This window comes from Flavobacterium faecale (genome assembly GCF_048320115.1).
Classification (GTDB): Bacteria; Bacteroidota; Bacteroidia; order Flavobacteriales; family Flavobacteriaceae; genus Flavobacterium; species Flavobacterium faecale_A.
This window is the reverse complement of sequence record NZ_CP182943.1, coordinates 493779-519228: the sequence shown is the minus strand read 5'-3', so window position 1 is coordinate 519228 and position 25450 is coordinate 493779. Positions and strand designations below refer to the sequence as shown.

Genomic DNA, 25450 nt, shown 5'->3' with positions numbered 1-25450 from the left:
AGGATTAACGTCCCGATATTTCGGGATTGATTTTTATTCTGTAACTCATAACTCATAATTTATAACTCATAACTCATAAATGGAATTACCAAAATTTTTACTAGGTGACAACACCGATTGTCCAGACGATATTTTTATCATTCACTTAGATTACCCAAGATTCATTATTAACCTAAAAGATGATGAGGTTGAATTCATGGAAGAAGCCGAAGACTTAGACGAAGCCGAACTAAACGCCGAAATGGAAGGTTTGATCGAACAAGCAAATGCTTTTTACGACCGTGAAATGGAACGTTACGAGAACGAATAATATTTTTGGGTTAGAAAAAAATAAAGCACAAATCTGAATGGGTTTGTGCTTTTTGATTTTAGCTTGTGTCCCAATCGGATTCGGGAGGATTGCAGATGGTTACGCCATAAAAAAAAATCCGATTCACTTTCGCAAATCGGATTTTGATATTTTGTATGAAGAGGTTGCTTCGTTCCTCTCAATGATTACAAGTGAATTACTTCTCCGTAAGCATCAGCAACTGCTTCCATAACTGCTTCACTCATCGTTGGGTGAGGATGGATCGCTTTAAGAATTTCGTGTCCTGTAGTTTCTAGTTTACGAGCTACAACTGCTTCAGCAATCATATCCGTAACACCAGCACCAATCATGTGGCATCCTAACCATTCTCCGTATTTAGCATCAAAGATTACTTTTACAAATCCGTCAGAGTTTCCAGAAGCTTGTGCTTTTCCAGAAGCTGAGAATGGGAATTTACCAATTTTCAAATCGTATCCTTTTTCTCTAGCCGCTTTTTCAGTCAAGCCAACAGAAGCAATTTCTGGAGTAGCATAAGTACAACCTGGTACGTTTCCGTAGTCGATTGGGTCTACGTGCATTCCTGCAATTTTCTCCACACAGTTGATTCCTTCAGCAGAAGCAACGTGAGCCAAAGCTTGTCCAGGAGTTACGTCACCAATAGCGTAGTAGCCTGGGATATTTGTTTGGTTGTAAGCGTTTACTAGAATTTTATCTCTATCCGTAGCAATTCCTACTTCTTCTAATCCAATATTTTCGATATTTGTTTTGATTCCAACAGCAGATAATAAGATGTCAGCTTCTAATACTACTTCTCCTTTAGCCGTTTTAACGAATGCTTTAACTCCTTTTCCTGTAGTGTCAATTTTCTCTACAGAAGAGTTCACCATTACCTCAATTCCAGATTTTTTCAAAGATTTTTCAAATTGTTTTGAAATGTCTTCGTCTTCTACTGGAACCACGTTTGGCATAAATTCTACGATAGTCACTTTAGTTCCCATTGAGTTGTAAAAGTGAGCAAATTCTACTCCAATGGCGCCAGAACCAACAACAATCATCGATTCAGGTTGTTTTGGTAAGGACATTGCTTGACGGTATCCAATTACTTTTTCACCATCTTGTGGCAAGTTAGGCAACTCACGAGAACGAGCTCCTGTAGCAATGATGATATGGTCGGCACTGTATTCCGTTACTTTGTTGTCTTTGTCAGTTACGTCAACTTTTTTACCTGGTTTTACTTTTCCAAAACCATTGATAACGTCAATTTTGTTTTTCTTCATTAAGAAGGTAACTCCTTTGCTCATTCCGCTCGCCACATTACGGCTGCGTTGGATGACAGCAGGGAAATCTTTGTCAAATGATGAAACAGTCAATCCGTAGTCAGAGGCGTGTTTTAAATAATCAAAAACTTGAGCTGACTTTAACAGGGCTTTCGTAGGGATACAGCCCCAGTTTAAACAAATTCCTCCAAGGTTTTCTTTCTCTATTACAGCTACTTTAAAACCTAATTGTGACGCTCTAATGGCAGTAACATATCCGCCAGGACCACTTCCTAAAACTATGATATCGTATTTCATTTTTTTTATGTTTTATTTTTTTAAGTTGTAAAAATGGAATTTGCAAAAGCTCATTTCATTTTCTATGAAATTTTTAAACAGAATGACGGGGCGAATTTAAGGATTTATTCTGTTTTGAGAAAGTTTCAATGAAATAAAGTATTAAACTAACAAAATTTCAGAAAACCATGATTTTTTTAAAATAACTTACAGTATTGATAATAGATGTCTGTTCTTATTTGTCAAGAATAGCATGACTTAAGAGCCTGAATTGGACAAGGAAAACTGGGAGTCATACAGGTTTTTGTAATAGCCAGAAGTTTTGTCAATTAATTCTTGGTGTGTGCCTTGTTCTACAATCAGTCCTTGATCCATAACTACAATTTTATCCGCATTGACAATAGTAGCTAATCGATGTGCAATTACAATTGAGGTTCTACCTTGAGTGATGGTTTCGGTAGCACGCTGAATTAGTTCTTCTGAATAGGTGTCTATAGACGAGGTTGCTTCGTCTAAAATCAAAATACTAGGATTGCTTACATAGGCACGTAAAAATGCAATTAATTGGCGTTGTCCAGATGATAACATCACGCCACGTTCTTTAACATCAAAATCATAATTGTCAGGCAAGCTCATGATGAAGTTGTGTACGCCAATTTCTTTAGCGGCTTCATATACTTGTTCCCTGCTAATTTCAGGGTTGTTTAATGTAATGTTGTTGTAAATGGTGTCTGCAAATAAAAATACATCTTGTAGTACTACGGCAATTTGCTTTCGCAACGAACTTAAAGTATATTCCTTAATATTATGATCGTCGATGCAAATGGTACCGCTGTTGATTTCGTAAAAACGGTTCAATAAGTTTATGATGGTTGATTTTCCTGCTCCCGTTGATCCTACAATGGCAATGGTATCACCAGCGTTGACTTCTAAATCAATGCCTTTAATAACTTCTTCATTTGGAATGTAACCAAAACGTACTTCCTTGAACGATATATTTCCGTCAAAAACGGGTGCTTCTTTCTTACCAGTATCTTGAATTTGGTCTTGGGTATCTAAAATTTCAAACACACGATTAGCCGCAATCATACCCAGTTGCATCTCGTTGAATTTATCTGCAATTTGGCGTAGCGGATTGAACAACATACCAATAAACATGGTGTAGGAAAATAAATCTCCAAAGGTGGTGAAATTATCTCCGTTCAAAATCTTAATTCCGCCATAAAGCACCACAAAACCTAAGGTTAAGGACGAAATGATATCGGCAATAGGAAAGAAAATGGAGTTGTACAAAATCGTCTTTATCCAAGCGGTTTTGTGTTTGTGATTGATTTCTTTGAACTTTTGTGATTCAATGGTTTCACGGTTAAAGAGTTGTACGATTTTCATACCCGTAACGCGTTCTTGGACAAAAGTATTCATGTTGGCAATTTCAGCACGTACTTCTTCAAAAGCGATTTGCATTTTGCGTTGGAAAATTCGAGTGAAATACACTAAAATAGGCATCGCCACAATTACAATCCAAGTCAGTTTCCAGTTCATGTACAGCATAAAACCAAGTACCACGACCATTTTCATTAGGTCACTGATAATCATGAAAAGACCTTGACTAAAAATACGTGCAATGGCCTCAATGTCTGAAACGGAACGGGTTACCAATTGGCCTACGGGTACCAAATCAAAATATTTCATTCTAAAACTCAAAATGTGTTTGAAGAGTTTTACACGAATATCTTTGACAATGTCTTGGCCTAGCCAGTTTGCCCAATACACAAAATAAAATTGTGAAAAAACCTCCAGCAACAAGACGATTCCCATCAAACTGATGTATAATAAAAGTCCGTGTGGGTCTTCCGTTTGAATGTAGCCATCCACAGTGTGTTTTAGCAAATACGGGCGCAAGGCTGCGAATATCGATAGTGAAATTGCAAACACAACTACGCCGTTAAATCGCCATTGATAGGGCTTAGTATATTCTAAAATTCTTTTAAATAATCGTATGTCGAATGCTTTTGCTTTCATTTCTTATGCTGTTTAGTTCCTTTTTTGGAGCTATTTATTATATGTCTTTTCATTTTCGTCTCGACCTACTCCCGACACTTCGGGATGTTTCAATCTTTAGATTACTAAAAAAATCGCGATAAAAAGGATTTCTCCCGACTTTTTGGGGCTATCATGGGTAGTGAGGAAATCTCATTCTCAAAATTGCGTTTTTATTCCAAATAAGGATACACAATTTTAGTCAAGTACAAGCCATGGGCGGGTACTGAGAAACCTGCTTTTTCCCTGTTTCTACTCTCGATAATTTTTTCAAAATCATATAAAGTAATTTTGTGTAATCCTACATTTACCAAAGTCCCCACAATAGCGCGCACCATGTTGCGTAAAAAACGATTGGCAGAAATGGTAAAAATTAATTTAGTTCCGTTTTCTTGCCATTTTGCTTCAAAAATAGTACAATCGAAGGTGTTTACGTCGGTGTTTACTTTGGAGAAAGATTGGAAATTGGTGTGATTGAATAATAGTTTCGCTGCTTCATTCATCAATGCTACATCTAGTTTTTGATTGAGATACCAACTTTGTTCTGGTAAAAAAACATCTTTAACCGTGTTAATATGGTATTCGTAGGTTCTTTTTGTGGCATCAAAACGGCAATGCGCTTCGTCAGAGACGGCAGTGATATTGAAAATCGCAATGTCCTTGGGTAAAAACGAATTGAGTTTGTGAACTAGTTTTGGACTGTCAATTGTTTTGTCGTAGTCAAAATGAGCGTACATTTCCCGAGCATGTACACCAGTATCAGTACGTCCAGCACCCATGACATTGATTTCAGAATGTAGCAAAATCGATAGTGCTTTGTTTAGAGTCTCTTGTACCGAGGCTGCGTTGGGCTGGTATTGCCACCCATGATAAGGTGTTCCGTTATAGGCTAATTTTATAAAATATCTCAAGGCTATTGTATCGCAAATTTCTAAAGTTTCAAAGGTACAAAGTTTTTGTGTTGGGAAAAGGTTAAAAAAAAGGATTAACGATTTTTGATTCGTGATTTTTGAATACAGAATGTGAATTCAAAATTAATATCTTGTTAGTTTGTATTTAGTGATTTTCTGTTTGACAGGTTTTATTTCTTTGGATGTCCCGTCCTGAAATCCCAATTCCTAAATCCTAAATATTTTATAGATGAAATAGTATCTTTGGTCATTTAAAATAAAAAAATGAAAAAAATACTACTGCTTTCAGATACACACAGTCATATTGATGATACGATTTTGAAATACGTTGCTCAGGCAGATGAAGTATGGCATGCGGGTGATATTGGGGATTTGACCGTGACGGATACTTTAAAAAAGTACAAACCATTGCGAGCTGTTTATGGTAACATTGATGATTCGCAGGCAAGATTGGAATTTCCTTTACACAATAGGTTTATGTGCGAAGGGGTAGATGTTTGGATAACGCATATTGGCGGTTATCCAGGGAAATACAATCCTAATATTAGAGCTGAATTGACAGCAAATCCACCTAAATTATTTATTTGTGGACATTCTCATATTTTGAAAGTGCAGTTTGATGAAAAATTAAATTTATTACACATGAATCCGGGTGCTTGTGGTAAAAGTGGTTTTCATCAAGTACGAACGATGCTTCGTTTTGTGATTGAAGCTGGTAAGATCAAAGATTTGGAAATTATCGAAATTGAAAAAAGAGTCTAACTGTTTTTATATTCAATGGGTGCTATTATTGAAATACTGGTTCCAGAATTGATGATAGATTTGATTTTAATTTTGCCCCCCATATTTTTGATACGCGCCCGAATCTGATTGAGTCCAAAGCCCTCAATCGTTCGGTAATTTTTGATTTCAAAACCTTCGCCGTTATCTTTTACAGAGATATACAACATGGAGTCTTTTTCGCTTAGTGTTAGTTTGGCATTACTGGCGTCACTGTGCTTGATAATGTTGTTTAGTAACTCGCTGATGATGAAATACATCTTCATTTCATAGTCCTCATTATATCGAGTTTCATTGGTTACATTGTTGCAAAATTCAAAATGCAGGTTAGAATTAGAATTTATTTCGCATAGGTCATTGAGTGCGTAAAACAATCCAAAACGAGCTAATAAGGAAGGTAATAGTTGGTGTGATAAATCTCGTACTTTGTAGTGTGTTTGTATAAGAATGGATTTTATTTTAGTTATTTCTTCGCTATTGTTTTTGTTTTTTGCTGAAAAGACAGTGAGATGTAAAGCTGCGGATGAGAGTAATGCGCTGATGTTGTCATGTAAAAATGAGGCAATTTTTTTTCGTTCTAATTCTTGAGCGTTAATTGAAGCAGTAATGATGTTTTCTTGTATTTTTCTCTGAATGTCTTTTAATTTGTTTTTTTGTTTTAGTTGGACGTTTTGAAAGTAAAAGTAAAACAGGATAATAATGATAATCAAAGCTGAAATTATAATCACACTAATACGCTTGTTTTTGGTCTGGTTTTCGATCATTAATTGTTCTTGCGATTTAAACTTAGATTCTATGTTGTCAATCTCTCTTTTGTATTCATCAAGTTCCAAATTTATACCAGCAACATTGGCTTTTTTTAGTTTGTCATCGTCGTTTATTTCTGTCGTAAGTGCGTTGTAAGTGTTTAGATTTTGATACGCTTTTTTAAATAGTTTGTTTTTGAATAAAAATTTAGAATATTCTAAATGTGTAAAAGATAAATCGGACTTTTCATCTCCTGTATTTCCCTTTTCAATCGCTTTCTCAAAATATGTAATTGCCTTTTTGTTATTGTTTTTGTGAGAATGATACATGCCGTTTAACATGTTTAAAGCAACTGTTGTTGATTCTTTTCCGTATTTAGAATGGTGTTTGTTGATGAATTCTAAGTAGGGTAATCCTTCCTCGTATTGTCCGATATCAAAATAGGCCCAAGTGATATTCAGTTTGGTAAAAACAATTTGGGTAGTGTCTTTGATTTTTGTGCTGTATTCAAGAGATTTTTTATAATAGTAAATCCCTTTTGCATATTCTTTCTTGTCAAAACAATAGATATTGCCAATATTATTGTTTAGCCAATTTTTTAAAATGTTATTATTAGTCTTTTGAGCATAGATTAACCCCTTTTTATAGTAAAAAAAAGCTTTTTCAAATTCGGTTAACTGATCAAAATTTGCCGCTATGGTATTGTAGCAATTTGCAATCAGGTTGTTGTTGTTGAGTGCGATAGCGTACTTTAAGGCTTTGCGAGATTTAATGAGTGATTCTTCATGTTTTTCATCCAGCATTAATTTTGTTGCTTCTTGAACGAGTTGAGTGGTTTCTTTTTCAGTCGGATTTTTATCTTGTGAAAATGCGGATTGACTGGTTAAGAAAAGTGTTAGGAGGAATATAACAAGTCGAATTTGTGTCATAAAAAAGCGGTAATTGATATTATGATTTTATTAAATTGTTTTTTATGGCAAATTTTACGATACTAATAGTATTCTTGGCTTTTAGTTTTTTGATGATGTTTTTCCGATGAGTTTCGACAGTGTTGGTGCTGATGAATAACTTTTCACTAATTTCTTTTCCGCTGTATTCAAGGGCAATGAGTGTGATAATCTCTATTTCTCTTTCTGTCAAAAGAGGAGTAGTTGTGATTTTTTTTTGAACTAGCTGAGGATTGTTTTGTGTTGCAGTACTGAATATTTTTTCTCTAACAACATCGCAAAAATATTCTTCGCCATTTATCACAGTTTGTACAGCTTCGACAATATTTTCACCAGCACACTGCTTTGTTAAATAGCCTGATGCTCCTAGCTTCATAACTTCTTTGATGATTTTTAAATCGTCATAGCTAGAAAGAATAATTACCTTACATGGGAATCCTTTTATTTTAAATTCTTTTATTACTTCTAGTCCATCTTTTTTAGGCATACTAATGTCTAAAATCAAGACGTCACTACTATTGGTTGTTACTTCTTCATATATACAGCTTCCATCTAAAGAAAAGCCTACTACTTCAAAATTTGAAACCGTATTTAATAAGGTCTTCATGCCGTCAATAAGGACATGGTGATCGTCGGCAAGATGTATTCGTATTTTTTCTTTCATGTCCATTGAAAATGAATGGGTAAATTTATTAAAAAAAACGTTATAATAATTTATTGTCGCTTTGCTCTATCAATTTAATGAAATTTGATTGAATAAAACGTTTTTTTTTACTAAGAATTGAAGAGTATTTAACAAAAAAACCCGAATGTAAAATTCGGGTTTCCTTCGCACTAATAAACTAAGTTTATAGGTTTATCTCAATCGATCCACAGATTTTACAAGATCTTCGTCCTTTTTGATGGCCTTATTAGCTAAAACTAATAATACGATAGTGACAATAGGAAGAAACATCCCAATACCTTTCTCAGAAACCAATTCAGTTCCTCCAGATAAGTTTAGTGAATGATAAACAAATAATCCTAATAAAATTAAATTTAATATGATGTTCAATCTGCCAAGGACAAATTGAGTTTTTCTTTTTTTAAACGAGATGATACTTAATACACTAAGAGTAGTGCTTAGTCCAAACAAAATAACATAAAAGGAATTTTGCATAAAGAAGAAATTTTCTCCATTTTCCAACTTCCATAAAGGGAATAGAAACGGTAAAATTCCTGTTGCTGCAAAAGCTAGAAATAAATAAATGGTTTGAATTCTTTGTATCATTACTGCTTATTTGTGCCACAAAAATATATTTTCTTTTTTTAAAATACTATTGTATCATTAAATTTTATTCGTATTATTGCATAACAATACCGTAAGCACTTCATACTGCGGTCTATTCATATTAAAATTATACTACCTATCTTTTTAGTGTTTCCAAATTAATTAAATTCAAAGAACTTTCATGTTTGATATTTCTGCATTAAAAGAAATGAAGCTAGCTGAGCTTCAAGAAATAGCTAAAGCGGCTAAAAAAATAAAATTTAATGGTGTTAAAAAAGAGACTTTAATTGGTCTGATTTTAGACCATCAGGCAAATGTGCAGGTTGATTCAGGTGCCGAAGAAAAGAAGAATTCCGGTAAAGAGGAAGCTGAAAAGCCTAAAAGGACTCGAATTGTCCCTGCCAAAAAAACAACAGCACCCAAAACAACAGCTAAGGTAGTTGCTAATAAAGAAGCACCAGAAAATGAAGATCATGTAGCAACTGTGTCTACAAATGCGGAAGAAAAGTCTGCTGTTGAAGCTAGTAGTGAAGGAAATGATTCTTCGAAAAAATCGCCTAAGATTGTAAAGTTTAGTAAGTCAGCTTACGAAAAGAAAATTGCACTTAAAAAAGAAAAAGAAGAGGCCAAGGAAACTGTAAAAGAAACAGAAGAAGGGGCTGAAAATACTGAGGTTGCTGGAACATCAGAATCTAATACTCCAGCGAAGAAGATAAATCCAAACCAACAAAATAAGCAAAATCCAAACCCTAACTTTAAAAGTAAAAAAAATAATTTCAGAGATGCTGATTTTGAATTTGATGGAATTATTGAAAGCGAAGGAGTGCTTGAGATGATGCCTGACGGTTATGGTTTTTTACGTTCCTCAGATTATAATTATTTAGCTTCCCCAGATGATATTTATTTGTCAACTTCACAAATTAGATTATTTGGTTTAAAAACAGGTGATACTGTTAAAGGAGTGGTAAGGCCTCCAAAAGAGGGAGAGAAATTCTTTCCTTTAGTTCGCGTTCTTAAAATCAATGGGCACGACCCGCAAGTGGTAAGAGACCGAATTTCATTTGAACATTTAACTCCTGTTTTTCCTTCTGAAAAATTCAAATTAGCCGAAAGACAAAGTACGATTTCAACACGTATTATTGATTTGTTTTCACCGATCGGTAAAGGACAACGTGGTATGATTGTGGCTCAACCCAAAACGGGTAAAACCATGTTGCTAAAAGAAATAGCAAATGCAATTGCGGCCAATCATCCAGAGGCTTATTTGATCGTTTTATTAATTGACGAACGACCTGAAGAGGTAACCGATATGCAACGTAGTGTGCGTGGTGAGGTAATTGCCTCAACTTTTGACAGAGAGCCACAAGAGCATGTGAAAATTGCAAATATCGTTCTTGAAAAATCAAAAAGATTAGTAGAATGTGGACACGATGTGGTGATTCTTTTGGATTCGATCACGCGTTTAGCGAGAGCTTATAATACTGTTCAACCTGCTTCTGGAAAGGTTTTGAGCGGAGGTGTAGATGCTAATGCATTACAAAAGCCGAAACGTTTCTTTGGTGCTGCTCGTAATGTAGAAAATGGTGGTTCCTTGAGTATTATTGCTACAGCCTTAACTGAAACAGGTTCGAAAATGGACGAGGTTATTTTTGAAGAATTCAAAGGAACTGGTAACATGGAATTGCAATTGGATCGTAAGATTGCGAACAAACGTATCTTTCCAGCGATTGATTTGACTTCATCAAGTACCAGACGTGACGATTTGTTATTGGATGAAAACACACTACAAAGAATGTGGATCATGCGTAAGTATCTTGCCGATATGAATCCTGTAGAAGCGATGAGCTTTATCAATGACCGTTTCAGACAAACTAGAAACAATGAAGAGTTTTTGATTTCGATGAATGACTAGTTCAAAAAACAAAATTCAAAAGGCAAAAATAAATCAATTTTGATTGTTGGCGAAAATTTAAAATAAATAAAAGCAAAAAGCTCCGATTTCTCAATGATATTGGAGCTTTTTTGTTATTTGAAATTGTTATTGACTTTTGATTTTTGTCTAAGCTTTTCTTTCCATCAAAGCCATGTAAAAACCGTCAAATCCAGATTCAGATGCTAAGATTTTGTGGTCTTTGATAAAGGTAAATTGTTTGCCTATATCTGTTTTTAGAAAACGTTCTACCTGTTCTTGGTTTTCTGATGGTAAAATGGAGCAAGTGGCATATACTAATTTTCCGCCTGGTTTTACAATTTTAGAATAACTTTCCAGTACTTCTGATTGTACTTTACGGATGTTGTCAATGAATTCAGGTTTTAGTTTCCATTTGGCGTCAGGATTTCTTTTTAAAACGCCTAATCCGCTACAAGGTGCGTCAATCAAAACGCGGTCTGCTTTTTCGTGCAAACGTTTGATTACTTTCGTGCTTTCAATAATGCGGTATTCAATGTTAAAAGCGCTATTTCTTTTGGCTCTCAATTTTAATTGCTTGAGTTTACTTTCGTATAAATCCATCGCAATTAATTGCCCTTTGTTTTCCATTAATGAGGCAATGTGTAATGTTTTTCCTCCTGCACCTGCACAAGTATCCACCACTCTCATTCCGGGTTTTACATCAAGGAAAGCAGCTACCAATTGTGAGTTGGCATCTTGCACCTCAAATAATCCTTGTTTGAAAGCGTCTGTCATAAAGACATTGGCTCTTTCTTTTAAAACCAAGGCTTCTGGTTGATTTTCTAGGTATTCTGTTTCGATGTCTAAATCCATCAAAATAGCTCTTAGATTTTCCTTAGTAGTCTTTAGTGTGTTGGTTCTAAGGATTACTTTAGCAGGTTGGTTTTGAGCGGTAATTTCTTTTGCCCAAACTTTTTCCCCTAATTCTTTAGCGCACAATTCATCCATCCAGTCAGGAATAGACTCTTTAATAGCACGTGTTTTTGATAATTCGTCAAAACGACCTTTTATTTTGCGTTCAGGTGTTCCTTCTAGTTGACGCCAATCTGGAATTGGGTAACCTCTTAATACGGCCCAAACGGAGAACATTCTCCATAAATTATCGCGGTCAAATGGTTCTCTAACCTCTGCAATTTCTGCATATAATCTTTTCCAACGAACGATTTCGTATATGGTTTCGGCAACAAATTTTCTATCGGAACTTCCCCAACGTTTGTCTTTTTTTAAAGCTCTGGCAACCACTTTGTCTGCATATTCTCCTTCGTTGAAAATAGCGTTTAGGGAATCAATCGTGGTGTAAACTAAATTTCGGTGTAATCTCATTTTAAATAATTGATTTGCAAAGGTACTATTATTGGTTTGATAGTTTAATTTTAAATGAAGGAAAATTTGCTTTATGCATTTGAATATAAAAAAAGCACTGTGTTTTACAGTGCCTTTGATCGATTGTTGTATTAAGTGCTACTGCACACGTGTTAAACCAACTATTTCGGGAGCATGAAGTACCATCGGGAATTTTTCAATTTTAACAGAACTACTATCTAAACCAAAAGCTCTTTCTTCTGATAAACTCAGTTTTTTGATTAAGAAATAAGAGTTCATGACTAGTTTTTCATACCATCTTAAATCACTGTCGTTAGAAAGGAATTTTTCAGACAATACAAATTTGAAGTCACCAAGGATGTTGTTTTTATTTAATGATTCGTAACGACTGGTAATATCTACCTCGCCATTTTGTACCATATCCTTAATTACTTCTTTGAACATTAAGTTGATTTTAGTAGGTTCTCTAAAACCTAGGTTGAAATCAATTCGGTACAAATCGTCTTTTAAAATTTCGGTAACTCGATATTCCGTTTTATAGGGTTCCGTTAAAATATTGACATGTACAAACCAATATATATCGGCTCTCTTAGGTCTTTTTTGTAAAATAGAATACATTACTTTTTCTTCTATTTCATCAGATCGATTGGCATTCGTCATGTAAACTAAATGCGTTGCGTATTTCGGTATGGTAAGGTCCATTGATAACTCTCGGAGTACTTTTTTGTAATCTTCAATCTTAACAATTTTAGTGTAGCTTTTGTTGATTTTCTTCGCTAAGAACCAGGTAGTCATAATGCCTATTAAAACTATAGCTATTAGAAGGGTAACATATCCGCCTTCGGTGAATTTGGTGACATTAGCGGCAAGAAAACTAAATTCAATCATTAAATAAATAGTGATTAAAGGAACCATGAAATATAATTTTACTCTTTTCATGATTAAATAAAAGTTGAGTAAAATGGTGGTCATGATCATGCAAAGAATAATTGCAAGACCATAAGCGTGTTCCATATTGCTGGATTCTTCAAAATGGATTACAATACCTACACAGCCAAAGAATAGTAACCAGTTGATGGACGGGATGTACAATTGTCCTTTGAGTTCCGTAGGGTATTTGATTTTTACTTTAGGCCAAAAATTCAATCTCATGGCTTCATTGATTAATGTAAATGAACCACTAATCAAGGCTTGTGAGGCGATTACTGCTGCTAAAGTGGCGATTACAATTCCAAAAGGTTTGAACCAATCGGCCATTATAAGATAAAAAGGGTTTCCGTTTGGCCCACCTAAAGATTGTAGTGTCTCGCCCTCGTGATGAATTAAATAAGCGGCTTGTCCGAAATAATTGAGAAGTAAAGTGGCTTTGACAAAGATCCAACTGATTCGGATATTTTTTCTTCCACAATGTCCCATGTCCGAATAAAGTGCCTCAGCTCCAGTTGTACATAAGAATACTAATCCTAAAACAAAAAAACCTTCGGGGTGAATGTTTAATAAATGATAGGCATAGTAAGGGTTGAATGCTTTTACTACTTCGGGGTGTTGTATAATCTGCATCAGTCCAAGAAAGCCCAGCATGCTGAACCAGATCAACATCATGGGGGCAAAAAACTTACCAACTAGTTTGGTTCCAAATTGTTGAATGGTAAATAGTATGAATAAGATTCCTATAACAATTGGGACAGTATTAATTTCGGGGTAAAATGTTTTTATTCCCTCAACTGCCGAAGAAACGGAGATGGGTGGAGTGATGATTCCGTCAGCGAGTAAAGCACTTCCTCCAATAATGGCGGGGACTATTAACCACTGGATTTTGGTTTTTTTGACTAGGGCGTATAGTGCAAAAATACCTCCTTCTCCATGATTGTCAGCGCTTAATGTAATGAGGACATATTTGATTGTGGTTTGAAGTGTTAATGTCCAAAAGACACAAGAAATACCTCCTAGCACGATGTCGGCATTGATAGTGTGATTGCTTAGGATGGCCTTCATTACGTATAAAGGCGAGGTACCGATATCTCCGTAAATAATACCTAATGTTACTAATAGTCCTCCTAATGTTAATTTAGTGTGTAAATCTCTATGCGACAAACTCATGTAGTATTTTTAATAAACGCTTCAAATTTACTCTTTTTAAATATATTTAGTTTGGATTATTTCAAAAAAGAACAAAAAAAACACGGTCTGTTAAACCGTGTTTTGATAAATGAAATTATGACTATGTTCTTCTGTTGCTCATGCTATTAGAAGAAGAGCCTCTGCCGTTGTTTCCAGAATTTTGAGGTCTGCTTTCTCGTACTGAGTTTGATCTGTTTTCAGATGAACGGCTTTGTATTTGAGATTTAGAAGGTTGTGGAGCTGATTCTCTAGGGGAACTGTATCTACTTTGAGAATTGTCTCTTGAACTTTCATTTCTCTGCGGAGCTACTTCTCGAGCTGAATTATTTCTATTTTCAGAGTAATCCCTAGAATTGTTGCTTTTTTGTGGTGCTATCTCCCTAGAAGAATTGCTTCTGTTTTGTGAATAGTCTCTTGAAGAATTAGTTCTGTTTGGTGTGTAATCTTTCGAACTTTCATTTCTTTGAGGTGTTACCTCTCTTGAAGTGCTAGAACGGTTCTGGGTATATCCTCTTTGAGTATAATTTCTGTCTGAACTACTCACCCTAGGTGCTCCGTTTCTGTAATTGTCACTTTCAATTCTTGAAGTCGAGGTTCTACTGCTTCTTCTATGGTCTAGTTCATATCTATTAGTTGCATAAGCATTACGATTCGTAAAGTTTCTATGCGGGTATAATCGCTCATATCCATTAGAATATCTTGTACGGTATAGCGTTGCTGCATAGCTACTACGTCTGTAATTTACGTAGTTATAGGTATTGTGAAAATTAATCGACACTTGAATATTTGAACGATATCTATAAATTGGATAAGGATTCCATGCGTAATAATAAGATGGGTAATAATTCCAAAACCAATTAGAAACATATGGACGGTAATTGCTTACGCAAAATGATGCGTAGATTAACGGTTGGCTGTAATATACAGGTTCGTAAATATAGTTAGGCCCATAAATGTATTCGTTCCCTACAAATTGCACTTGAACTCTATTGTAACGGTCTCGTTCCACCTCGATAGTGGCTACATCTTGATAAACGTCACGGTCTATTACAGATTGTATCACAATTAGATGCGTATTACGGTCTACCGTTTCGATAACTCGTAAATAATCGACACGGTTGTCATAGTTCAAATCCAAATTTGAAATTTGAATTTTAGGGTCGTTAAGTCTTCTTTCGAAGTCTTGTAGGTTTCTTGAATCGCCAAAAAGTGATGCCACTGCTCTAAGGTCTAAATTATCGCTAATTTCATCATTCATGGCGTTTACCCTTCCGTATTGTGCTTGCATTTGTAAAGCAAACAGGAAGGCTATTAGGCTTGTTATTAGTGTTTTAGTTTTCATGACGGCTGGTTTTAAATTGTATACTAACTAAATATCCAATTACTGTGCCAATTACTGTTTTCAAGCTTCGTAGAAAAACTATTTCTTGAAGGTAAGTTTGCTTTTTTTTGGTTTTAGAACTATTAAATAGCATTAAAACCCAATGTATATCGGATTTGAATGTTTGAAAGTAATTTTATTTAGATTGCTTTCATTGTGAAAAAAAGTAGCGTGAATTAGAATTTATTTAATCTTAAAAAGAAAATTCCCAATCTAGTATTTTACCAGATTGGGAATTGCATTTTTTTGTAGTTAGTTTTTACCTTTTTTGTCTTTATACTGTTGTAATAGTTTTCTATTAAAGTCTTCTTCAGCTTTTTTTAGTTTGATGATTTTAACTTTTGGTAAGAACTTCTTCAAGTTAGCATTTAAATTTTTTCTAAGTTGATAGAGTTCTTCGTCAGTGCTTTCAATTTGAGCAAGCAATTCACCAGCTTCCTTTTCGCTCATCTTATTTAAAGTGTGATCTTTCATCAAGTTGCGATAAGTTCTAACTTTCTGATGTCTGATTTCAAACTGTTTGTCGTCAAAAACATTGTATAATGGCCAAAACCTGTCAGATTCAGAAGGTGATAAGTCAAGCTCTGAATTGAAAAAGCTGACTTTTAAGGCTCTAATCTGATCCCTTTTTTCTTTGATGCTTTCTTGGGAATAAGAACTAACCGTAAAGGCTAAAAAAAGAAAGAATAGTGATTTGAATTTCATTTTAATTGTTTTATGATTGAATTCTAAAAAGAATCTTGGAATTACTCATTTATCTCTACGGCTACAGCCATTTTTAAATCATCTATATCTTCATCGTCGAGTAAGTTAATGATTTCATATTGGGTAACATTAGATTGATAACTTAAATAATTTTCAATTGTAGTATCGTCAAGTTCTGTTGCTTTTGTATTGTACAATGTTGGAATTAACAATGCAATTACAAAAACAGCTGCAACCATTAGTATTATATGTTTTTTATTTTTGAAAATAGAAATTACTTTCGATTCTTTTTCAGGTATTTGTTGTAATATTCTTTCTGATAAAGTATCAAAATAATGTTCTGGTGTTTTGAAACCAGTACTTATTTTTGGATTGGTATCTAATTTAAATTCTTTCATGATATAGATTAGACTAAATAAATAGCTAATGGTTTAATTGTTGGTAACAAATGCTTCTATTTTTTTTACGGCATGGTGATAAGATGCTTTCAATGCACCTACTGAAGTTCCTAGAATTTCAGATATCTCTTCGTATTTTAATTCCTCAAAATATTTCATCTTAAAGACGAGTTGTTGTTTTTCAGGTAATGTAATAATTGCTTTTTGGAGTTTGATTTGAATTTCATCACCGTCAAAATAGTTGTCAGATTTTAAATTGTCAATTGCTTTGTTTTGTAAAGTTTCGGAAGTTATTCCGTGTTTTTTAGCTTTTTGATTTAAAAAAGTAAGTGCTTCATTTGTTGCAATTCGGTACATCCAAGAAAATAATTTGCTTTCTCCTTTAAAGTTTTTTAGATGTTGAAAAACTTTAATGAAGGTATTTTGTAAAACGTCGTCGGCATCATCATGATTGAGTACAATGTTTCGAATGTGATTGTACAAAGGCTTTTGATAATCCAACAAGAGTTTTTGAAACGATTCATTTTGCGTTTTTGGGTTTAATAATCGTTCAATAAATTCTTTTTCGTCGAGCAAAACAGTATCAGCGTCTTAGTGGTTGGTAATTAATAGTACTTTATTTGTGTTGGTTGTATCAGTTTTAAAATTCAGATTGTTCTTCTCTTTTTTCGATTACGGGTTTTTTAGGCTCGATTTTATGAATATTTGGTTTGATAGTTTTTAAGGGTTGCACTTTAACTGGTTTCGGTGTTGCTTCAGGGGCTTCTTCCTGTTCTCTAACTTCTACAGTTTCAGTAACTGGAGGGCTCGGAATTGTAATTGCAGGAGGAATTACTTTTGGCGGAAGTGGGATATACAGCTCGGTTACCCATTTAGATGGATTTTTTACTTCATTGCGCCCCATTGTAAACCATTCAATATGGGAGAAAGCTGGGTCCGCTTTGAGTTGGTTTTTGTTTAAGAAACTAATGCCTTTATCAAGAGCTTTTGGCATATGCGAATAATCTCCTGTCAATACCGTTTTTACGGCTTCGGTAGTTTCAAGTTTTCCTGAAGTAAGATCACTTCCAGGACTGATAAAGATTTCTGTTTTGATTGGAAGGCAAATAGAAACCTTGGTTATTTTCTTAACTAGATCATAATTGTGATAAATAATAAAAGGTTTTCCAGTGATATTGATATTGTTTTCTTGGCAAAATCCCTTGATATTAGGCATTACAATTTTAGCGTTTTTGTACACTTTTGCAATTTCTGAAGTAAAAGTTTGTCCAATATAGTAAATATTAGGTCTTTTTACTAAGCCATATTCTTTAATGGAGTACGTGTTGATTTCATAATCAAGTGCCTTGTCTAAGTTGTTTAAGCTTTTTTCATATATCTTCCCGATGACTTGGTCTGGTCCGCCATTCAAAGCAGCATATATTTTGAAGAAAAAGCTCATTTTACCTGAAGTTTTCCAAGTAACTTTAGTACCTCCAATAGTGTCTTTAAAACTCCATGACACATCAGATGGACTGTCGTTGAAGGTCATTTTTTGTGCGATACTATCATTTTCTTTTACAAAAATAGTTTTCATTTTTCCATTTCCATCTTTTCCTTCCCACGAATAAGTAGCTCCAGGACCGATAGTAGTCGGTGCATAGGTAATTCTCATTTGGGGATCTTCTTCGATCCAAGAACCAAAATCTTCCCAGTTTTTTAAGTCATTCACATAATTGTATACCGATGATTTTGAGCTGTTAATGACCTTGCTTCTTTCAATATTGAATTCGCCTTTTTGGGTAGCAATGAAAATTGATAAGGCTACAAAACTAAGTAGTACTAAAAGGATTAGATATTTTAGAATTCGCATAATGGTAGGATTGTTTTCTGATGTAAAGTTATATATTTTATTAATACCCTAAGAGTCCTCATGTAAAAAATGTAAGGGATTGGTTTACTTATATATATTTTAAGAAAATATTTTTGAATGAGTTGTGTTTGTAGAACGGTTTTTCAGATTTGTTATTGCGTGGATAACTATCGGTTTTTGCTGGAGAAAGTTCGATTGATTATTGATTATATTTGCTAAAACCATAAAAAGAAAAAAATGAAATTTCAATATCATTTACAATTGACGCTAACTCTATTGCTTTCAATTGTAATCCAGTTGCAGGGGCAAAATAATAAGATTGTTGAAAATAAAGAAAAAGACAGCTTTGATTATGTTGTAGAGCAATTCTCAGACATCAAGGTGTTGCGGTATCAAATACCAGGTTGGGATAATTTAACTTTAAAAGAGCAAAAGTTGGTTTATTACCTTACCCAAGCAGGAACTTCAGGAAGGGACATCATGTGGGATCAAAATTACAAACACAATTTAAAGGTTAGAAAAGCTTTAGAGCAAATTTATCTTAATTTTAAAGGAGACAAAACAACGGATGATTGGGCTAATTTTGAAGTTTATCTAAAAAGAGTTTGGTTTTCCAATGGGATACATCACCATTATTCCAATGATAAAATCAAACCAGATTTTTCAAAACAATACTTTTTGGGGCTATTAAAAACTACCAAAACTTTTTTGGAGCCCGCTATTGTGGATGTCTTGTTCAACGAAAAGGATGCTAAAAAGGTCAACTTAGATGAGTCAAAAGGTTTGGTCGAAGGTTCTGCTATTAATTTCTACGGTGATGGGATTTCTCACCAAGAGGTGGAGGGTTTTTATGCTCAAAAAAAGAGCCCAGATGCCACTAAGCCTTATTCTTTTGGTTTGAATTCTAAATTGGTTAAAAACAAACAAGGACAGCTAGAAGAAAAAGTGTGGAAAAGTGGCGGGATGTACGGACAAGCCATTGACAAAATTATTTTTTGGTTGGAAAAAGCTAAAACTGTTGCAGAGAATATCAAACAAGCGAATGCATTAGGGTTATTGATTGAATATTACAAAACGGGAAGTTTGAAAACGTGGGATGATTACAATATCGCTTGGCTACAGGCTACAGAAGGGAATATTGATTATATCAACGGATTTGTTGAAGTGTATAATGATCCTTTGGGTTACAGAGGTTCTTATGAGAATATCGTCCAAATTAAGGATTTTGATATGTCCCAAAAAATGGAAGTTTTGTCCAAGAATGCACAGTGGTTTGAAGATCATTCTCCGTTAATGGAAAAACATAAGAAGGAGAATGTAGTTGGAGTTTCTTATAAAACAGTAATTGTTGCAGGAGAAGCAGGAGATGCTTCCCCAAGTACACCTATCGGAGTCAATTTACCCAATGCCGATTGGATTAGAGCGAGTTACGGCTCTAAGTCGGTTTCTTTGGGGAATATTGTAGATGCCTATTCAAAATCGGCAGCTAAAGGAAGGCTGGATGAATTTGTAAATGATAGCGAAGAATTAGCCTTGGCAAAGCAATACGGTGAGTTGAGTGATAAATTACATACGGCTTTACATGAAGTAGTAGGACATGCGTCAGGCAAAATTAATGAAGGAGTGGGTACTCCTAAAGAAACATTAAAAAGTTATGCTTCAACTATCGAAGAAGGTAGAGCTGATTTAGTGGCTTTGTATTTTTTATACCATCCTAAATTACAAGAATTAGGTTTAGTGGAAGATTGGAAAAAAGTAGGTATGGAGTCGTATGATGCTTATATTCGAAATGGTTTGTTGACGCAGTTAATCCGTCTTAAGTTAGGGGAGAGTATTGAAGAAGCGCATATGAGAAACCGTCAGTGGGTAAGCGCTTGGGTTTTTGAAAAAGGAAAAGATACTAATGTGATTGAAAAAATAGTTCGGAACGGAAAAATATATTTTAATATTACCAATTATGAAAAGCTGAACGATTTGTTTGGTCAGCTGTTAAAGGAGGTACAGCGCATAAAATCAGAAGGGGATTATGAGGCAGCTAAGTCTTTGGTAGAAAATTACGGTGTGAAAGTCGATTCTGAATTACATGCTACCGTTTTGGATAGAAATAAAAAGTTTCCTTCCGCGCCTTACAGTGGGTTTGTTAATCCTGTTTTAGTGCCAAAATTAAATAGTAAAGGAGATATAATGTCCATTGAAATAAAGCAACCGAGTACTTTTGCAGAGCAAATGTTGTCTTATTCTAAAGATTATAGTTTTCTTCCTTTGGAAAATTAAGCTTTTAGGGAAATAAAAAAATAAATCTCGATTTTACTTAGTTTACTACTAGTTGAAATCGAGATTTTTATGTTGTACTATTTTATTTAGAGGTAAATAAAATCAGATCGATGATTCTAGAAGAATAGCCAATTTCATTATCATACCAGCCCACAACTTTTACCATTTTATCAATTACAGAAGTCAATTGTGCATCAAAAAGGCAAGAATGAGGATTTCCTAAAATGTCAACAGAAACAATTGGGTCTTCAGTATAATCCAAAATTCCTTTAAGATTGGTTTGTGCCGCTTTTTGGAAAGCTAGATTGATCTCGTCAATGCTTACCGTTCGTTTGACATTAAAAGTGATGTCAGTTAAGGAACCGTCAGGAACAGGAACACGAATACCGCATCCTCCTAGTTTGTTGTCCAATTCTGGAAAAATTTTGGTCAATGCTTTTGCTGCTCCTGTAGTGGTTGGTACAATAGATTGACTGGCACCACGAGCTCTACGCAAATCTCTGTGCGGTTGATCGTGTAAACTTTGGTCGGTTGTGTATGAGTGAATTGTTGTGATGTAGGCTTGCTCAATTCCGCAAAGTTCTTCGATGACCTTAATCATCGGTGCTGCATTATTGGTGGTACAGCTAGCATTAGAAATGATTGTTTCTGTACCGTCCAGTATATGTTCATTGACTCCTAAAACGACAGTTTTGATGTTTTCTACTTCAGCAGGCGCGGAGAGAATGACTTTTTTGGCTCCAGCTAAAATATGGGCATTTATATCCTCAAATGTTTTGTATTTACCCGTAGACTCAATTACGTAATCCAGATTTAGACTTTTCCAGTTAAGGTTTGCAATATTTTTTTCATGGAAAAAAAGGAAATGTTGTTCGTCAACGAAAAATCCGGTATCGTTAGTGCTTACTTTTGCGGGTAACACACCATGAATGCTGTCGTATTTGAGCAAATGCGCCATCGTTTTAGTGTCTGCAATATCATTGATGGCGATAACTTCGATGGTTGGATGATTGAGTAACAATCGGAAAAGATTTCGACCGATGCGTCCAAAACCGTTAATGGCAATGCGTAGTTTCAATTTGGTGAGTTTATTCGGTTAATTGTTTAATCGATTAACCGAATAACCGATTAACCGAATAAACTATAATTATAAAATGTGTTTTTGTGCTTTATAGGAAGAACGAACTAGCGGTCCACTTTCTACATGTCGGAAACCTAATTCCAGTCCGTATTGTTCGTATTTTGCAAATTGCTCTGGGGTGATAAACTCCTTAACAGGTAAGTGTTTTTTACTAGGCTGTAAGTATTGTCCAATTGTCACTACATCTACATTTGCGTCACGTAGGTCTCTCATGGTTTGGAAAACTTCTTCTTCTTGTTCTCCAAGACCCAACATGATTCCAGATTTGGTTCTGTTGATGCCTTGCTCTTTCAAATAACGCAATACTTCAAGACTTCGGTCGTATTTCGCTTGAATACGTACTTCACGGGTAAGGCGACGTACGGTTTCCATATTATGTGAAACCACTTCAGGATTTGCTTCTACTATACGGTCAATATTTCTTTCGATTCCTTGAAAATCAGGAATCAAAGTTTCTAGTGTAGTGTTAGGGTTCATTCTTCGGATGGCTTTTACGGTTTCTATCCAAATAATAGAGCCTCCGTCCTTCAAGTCATCACGGTCTACACTGGTGATTACGGCATGCTTGATATTCATGATTTTGATAGAGCGGGCTACTTTTTCAGGTTCGTCCCAATCCACCGTTTCAGGGCGTCCTGTCTTTACCCCACAAAAACCACAAGAACGGGTGCATGTATTTCCTAAAATCATAAAAGTAGCAGTTCCTTCACCCCAGCATTCGCCCATATTAGGACAACTTCCAGAAGTACAAATAGTGTTCAAACTATATTTGTCTACTAAACCACGAAGTTCAGTATATTTTTTTCCGATTGGGAGTTTTACTTTAAGCCATTTTGGTTTAGCTGTGCTCAGTTCGGCTGTGCCTTGGGTTGCAACTGGTGCATTAGTATCTAAAACAGTTTCCATATATCATTTTTCAGGCTACAAAGATAAGGAAACTGGATTTAAAAAGGTTGTTTAAGTTTTTGTTGGTTTCCTATAGAAATGTTAAAAAAAAACAGCATTTTTAGGATGCTGTTTTCTGTTTGGAATCAATTCATTTGAATGGTAATGGGTAAAGTGTAAGCCGTACGGACGGGTTTTGATTCGATAATTCCTGGTGACCATTTGGTTTTTAGGGATTTTAATACTCGAATGGCTTCTTGAGCTAATCCGTAACCGGGATTGTTTTTAACTTGAATGTCCGTCATACTACCATCTTTTTCAACTACAAAATAGACCATAATACGAATGCTCTTTTCGTCGTTAATTTCAGGAGTTTCAAAATTCCGCCCTACGAAGCTGTAGAATTTTTCTATGCCACCAGGAAAAGTAGGTTGTTTGTCTAGGTTGGTTATGTTGACAATGGTGTTGCTATCATGTATATCTGTATCTGTTCCATTTCCATTTCCTGTTCCAGAAACTGTGCTGTTCCCCGAATAAACAGTTGGTGAGCTGCCAATAATAGCATTTGGATCAACAGTTATTGGGCTAATCGTATTGTTTTTTGGAATTTCCTGCGTTGCTTGATTGGCCTGAACAATGGTAGGATTTTTTAATGTTGGAGTCTCTACTTTTTCGGTAATTATTTGAGGTTTTGTTTCAGTGCTTTTCAGTATCGGTTCGGTTTTTGCCTTTTTAATAAAGGGTGTGATGTCAACTGGAGTTATTTTGTCATTGATAATAGGTGTGACTTCTTCAATTGTGTTTGTTTCTATGAGGTGAAAGCTCTGTAGTACTTTTGGAATAATAATTAAAACGGCACAGAAGGATAGACTCACTAATAGGGCAAGAAGGGAGGTTTTGGTTGTTTCTTGGCGCAGCTGATACGCACCATAATTTTTGTTTCTGTTCTCGAAAACTAGATTAATCCAGTTGGTTTCGTAAATGCTTGATTTTGACATAATTCATTTTGGATTTAATGGTTAGGTAGCAATCAAGTCATAGGCAGTGCGTGTTTACTAGAGTAACGTAATAGTAAGAAAAATATTGTGCTACAAATAGGATGTTTTTATCCTTAACTTAAAGATATTAAGCTTCGGGATTGGGGATAGGCTGATAAGTATGGTTTAGATTATCTTTTATTTCGAATGATTTCGGCTAATAATTTCTTGGCGCGGAGGAGTTTTACTTTGACATTGCTCAAAGGTTCGTTAATGGCGTTTGCAATTTCTTGATAGCTCATTTCTTGAAAATAGCGCAGTTGAATCACCTCTTGGTAATGAGGTTTGAGTTCTTTTATAAAGCGCAAAAGTTGGGAAAGATTTTGTTCTGTAATAAGTTCGTCTTCGGCAGAGGGAGTAGTGTCTGCTATATTGTATGCTTTTTGGTCCTCTTTTTCGGTGAATTCCACAAAAAGACTGGATTTGTTTTTGCGCAACAAATCGATATGCACGTTTTTAGCAATGCTAATAAGCCAAGTGTTGAATTGAAATTCAGGGTTGTATGAGGTTATTTTATCAAAAGCTTTGGAGAAAGTTTCAATAGTAATATCCTCAGCAATGGTTTCGTTTTCGGTGCGTTTAAGCATGAAACCATAGACTTCATTCCAGTAATGATTCAATAGAAAGGTAAAGGCTGTTTGGTCTCCTTTTTTAGCTTTTTCTATTTGGGCGTTTATTTCCAATGGACTGGTTTTGAGAATAGGTTGGCAATAAAGATATTCATTTGTGACAATATTAAAAATAATTCCACAATAGGAAACCAATATTTCAAGTCATTTTCTTTTAATTTTCCAGCCGAAAAACCAATTACAATCCAAATTCCGATATATCTTGCTACCACTAATCCCAGTACAATCATCCATTGAAATTGTAAGGCTAACAATAAAATGGCTAGGGTAAAAAATATAAATTGGGAACTGTAAAATGTAGCCAATTGCAATTTATCTAAAAATTTATAGTGATTGGCGGTTGCTAAATGGCGTCTTTTTTGGGTGATCCAATCTTTGTAAGTCGTCTTAGGCTTCGAATAGGTAAAACTTTCTGGAGTGTAAGCAATTGTTGTGTTTTTTGATGTAGCAGCTTCATTGATAAATAAATCATCATCACCTGAGCGCACTTGGATGTGATTGATAAAACCATTTACATTGAAGAATTCCTCTTTTTTGTAGGCTAAATTTCGTCCTACGCCCATATATGGATTCCCTGCTTTTGCCCAAGATAAATACTGTACAGCTGTTAGAAGGGTTTCGAAACGAATGATTTTATTTAAAAACGAATTGGTAATTTTTTCATAACCACCATAGCCCAATACAATAGTTTTGTGCAGGGTAAATTGTGAACTCATCGCGGTAATCCAATCTTTTGAGGTAGGATAGCAATCAGCATCTGTAAATAAAAGGTAGTCCTTTTTGGCGGCTTTGATTCCTAGCGTGAGGGCATATTTTTTATTCCCCCAAAATGCTTCGTTGTTTTCAACTTTGACTAGGCGAATATTTGAGTATTGTTTTTCAAAATCTTCAAAAATATCCAAGGTGCTATCGCTAGAAGCATCGTCAATCAAAACTATTTCAAAATCAGGATAGTTTTGTTCAGCCAAAAGCGGAATAAACTTAGCTACATTTTCCTCTTCATTTTTTGCACAAACAATAACCGAAATAGGAATTCTTTTGGGCGTTATTTTTTGTGCTTTTGCAAAAGCAAACTTACCAAAAATGCCAAGATAATACACTAGTTGAACAATAACAATAAGTATAAAAAAGTAAAGTAATAGTATAAGCATCGGACTTTATAAGGTTGTTTTAAATCGAGTGCAAAGGTATGAAT

General features: G+C 34.9%; 22 protein-coding genes. 4 read left to right on the top strand and 18 right to left on the bottom strand.

The window, feature by feature from the left end; translation table 11 throughout:
- Positions 1-79: 79 nt before the first annotated feature.
- Entirely contained in the window at positions 80-310 is a 231-nt protein-coding gene (locus ACNH59_RS02000; RefSeq protein WP_418263787.1) for a hypothetical protein, read from the top strand.
- A gap of 185 nt (positions 311-495) precedes the next feature.
- On the opposite strand, the gene lpdA is transcribed toward ACNH59_RS02000, so the two are convergent.
- From lpdA to truA, 3 genes are all read right to left on the bottom strand, one after another.
- Positions 496-1884, bottom strand: a complete 1389-nt coding sequence (gene lpdA / locus ACNH59_RS01995) for a dihydrolipoyl dehydrogenase (RefSeq protein WP_418263786.1) — start codon at positions 1882-1884, stop codon at positions 496-498.
- A gap of 237 nt (positions 1885-2121) precedes the next feature.
- Complete coding sequence (locus ACNH59_RS01990; RefSeq protein ID WP_418263785.1) at positions 2122-3885, bottom strand: ABC transporter ATP-binding protein; 1764 nt, start codon at positions 3883-3885, stop codon at positions 2122-2124.
- Positions 3886-4076: 191 nt separating this feature from the next.
- Positions 4077-4814: a tRNA pseudouridine(38-40) synthase TruA gene (gene truA, locus ACNH59_RS01985; protein ID WP_418263784.1), complete on the bottom strand. Its 738-nt coding sequence runs from the start codon at positions 4812-4814 to the stop codon at positions 4077-4079.
- Between the two features lie 264 nt (positions 4815-5078).
- On the opposite strand from truA, the gene ACNH59_RS01980 reads away from it, so the two are divergent.
- On the top strand, positions 5079-5576 hold the full coding sequence (locus tag ACNH59_RS01980; RefSeq protein WP_418263783.1) for a metallophosphoesterase family protein: 498 nt from the start codon (positions 5079-5081) through the stop codon (positions 5574-5576).
- Here ACNH59_RS01980 and ACNH59_RS01975 read toward each other — a convergent pair.
- The 3 genes from ACNH59_RS01975 to ACNH59_RS01965 all read right to left on the bottom strand — a co-directional run bounded on the left by ACNH59_RS01975 (position 5573) and on the right by ACNH59_RS01965 (position 8558).
- Complete coding sequence (locus ACNH59_RS01975) at positions 5573-7270, bottom strand: tetratricopeptide repeat-containing sensor histidine kinase (protein WP_418263782.1); 1698 nt, start codon at positions 7268-7270, stop codon at positions 5573-5575. The genes ACNH59_RS01980 and ACNH59_RS01975 overlap by 4 nt on opposite strands.
- 19 nt (positions 7271-7289) lie before the next feature.
- Positions 7290-7952 (bottom strand): response regulator, encoded by a 663-nt coding sequence (locus tag ACNH59_RS01970; protein WP_418263781.1) that lies wholly within the window; start codon positions 7950-7952, stop codon positions 7290-7292.
- A gap of 192 nt (positions 7953-8144) precedes the next feature.
- The gene (locus ACNH59_RS01965; RefSeq protein WP_418263780.1) at positions 8145-8558 is read right to left on the bottom strand and encodes a DUF4293 domain-containing protein; all 414 of its coding nucleotides are present in this window, start codon (positions 8556-8558) and stop codon (positions 8145-8147) included.
- A 181-nt stretch (positions 8559-8739) separates the two neighbouring features.
- Between ACNH59_RS01965 and rho the strand changes: the two genes are divergently transcribed.
- Positions 8740-10470, top strand: a complete 1731-nt coding sequence (gene rho, locus ACNH59_RS01960) for a transcription termination factor Rho (protein WP_418263779.1) — start codon at positions 8740-8742, stop codon at positions 10468-10470.
- A gap of 147 nt (positions 10471-10617) precedes the next feature.
- Here rho and ACNH59_RS01955 read toward each other — a convergent pair whose 3' ends face one another.
- The 7 genes from ACNH59_RS01955 to ACNH59_RS01925 all read right to left on the bottom strand — a co-directional run bounded on the left by ACNH59_RS01955 (position 10618) and on the right by ACNH59_RS01925 (position 18289).
- Positions 10618-11832 (bottom strand): RsmB/NOP family class I SAM-dependent RNA methyltransferase, encoded by a 1215-nt coding sequence (locus tag ACNH59_RS01955; protein ID WP_418263778.1) that lies wholly within the window; start codon positions 11830-11832, stop codon positions 10618-10620.
- A 138-nt stretch (positions 11833-11970) separates the two neighbouring features.
- Positions 11971-13932: a KUP/HAK/KT family potassium transporter gene (locus ACNH59_RS01950; protein ID WP_418263777.1), complete on the bottom strand. Its 1962-nt coding sequence runs from the start codon at positions 13930-13932 to the stop codon at positions 11971-11973.
- Between the two features lie 121 nt (positions 13933-14053).
- Complete coding sequence (locus tag ACNH59_RS01945; RefSeq protein WP_418263776.1) at positions 14054-15295, bottom strand: hypothetical protein; 1242 nt, start codon at positions 15293-15295, stop codon at positions 14054-14056.
- 291 nt (positions 15296-15586) lie between these two features.
- Positions 15587-16039 carry a sensor of ECF-type sigma factor gene (locus ACNH59_RS01940; RefSeq protein WP_418263775.1) on the bottom strand — a complete coding sequence of 151 codons (453 nt, stop codon included), beginning with the start codon at positions 16037-16039 and terminating at the stop codon, positions 15587-15589.
- 41 nt (positions 16040-16080) lie between these two features.
- Entirely contained in the window at positions 16081-16437 is a 357-nt protein-coding gene (locus ACNH59_RS01935) for a hypothetical protein (RefSeq protein ID WP_418263774.1), read from the bottom strand.
- Positions 16438-16470: 33 nt separating this feature from the next.
- On the bottom strand, positions 16471-17013 hold the full coding sequence (locus ACNH59_RS01930) for an RNA polymerase sigma factor (RefSeq protein ID WP_418263773.1): 543 nt from the start codon (positions 17011-17013) through the stop codon (positions 16471-16473).
- 64 nt (positions 17014-17077) lie between these two features.
- Entirely contained in the window at positions 17078-18289 is a 1212-nt protein-coding gene (locus ACNH59_RS01925; protein WP_418263772.1) for a transcriptional regulator, read from the bottom strand.
- 237 nt (positions 18290-18526) lie between these two features.
- Between ACNH59_RS01925 and ACNH59_RS01920 the strand changes: the two genes are divergently transcribed.
- Positions 18527-20563: a dipeptidyl-peptidase 3 family protein gene (locus ACNH59_RS01920; RefSeq protein ID WP_418263771.1), complete on the top strand. Its 2037-nt coding sequence runs from the start codon at positions 18527-18529 to the stop codon at positions 20561-20563.
- 82 nt (positions 20564-20645) lie between these two features.
- Here the strand turns inward: ACNH59_RS01920 and gap are convergent, their stop codons facing one another.
- From gap to ACNH59_RS01895, 5 genes are all read right to left on the bottom strand, one after another.
- Positions 20646-21641, bottom strand: a complete 996-nt coding sequence (gene gap / locus ACNH59_RS01915; protein WP_418263770.1) for a type I glyceraldehyde-3-phosphate dehydrogenase — start codon at positions 21639-21641, stop codon at positions 20646-20648.
- 69 nt (positions 21642-21710) lie between these two features.
- The gene (lipA, locus tag ACNH59_RS01910) at positions 21711-22610 is read right to left on the bottom strand and encodes a lipoyl synthase (protein WP_418263769.1); all 900 of its coding nucleotides are present in this window, start codon (positions 22608-22610) and stop codon (positions 21711-21713) included.
- 125 nt (positions 22611-22735) lie between these two features.
- The gene (locus ACNH59_RS01905) at positions 22736-23587 is read right to left on the bottom strand and encodes an energy transducer TonB (protein ID WP_418263768.1); all 852 of its coding nucleotides are present in this window, start codon (positions 23585-23587) and stop codon (positions 22736-22738) included.
- A 170-nt stretch (positions 23588-23757) separates the two neighbouring features.
- Complete coding sequence (locus ACNH59_RS01900; protein ID WP_418263767.1) at positions 23758-24309, bottom strand: RNA polymerase sigma factor; 552 nt, start codon at positions 24307-24309, stop codon at positions 23758-23760.
- Entirely contained in the window at positions 24300-25406 is a 1107-nt protein-coding gene (locus tag ACNH59_RS01895; protein WP_418263766.1) for a glycosyltransferase, read from the bottom strand. Before ACNH59_RS01895 ends, ACNH59_RS01900 begins: the two co-directional genes overlap by 10 nt.
- Between the last annotated feature and the right edge of the window lie 44 nt (positions 25407-25450).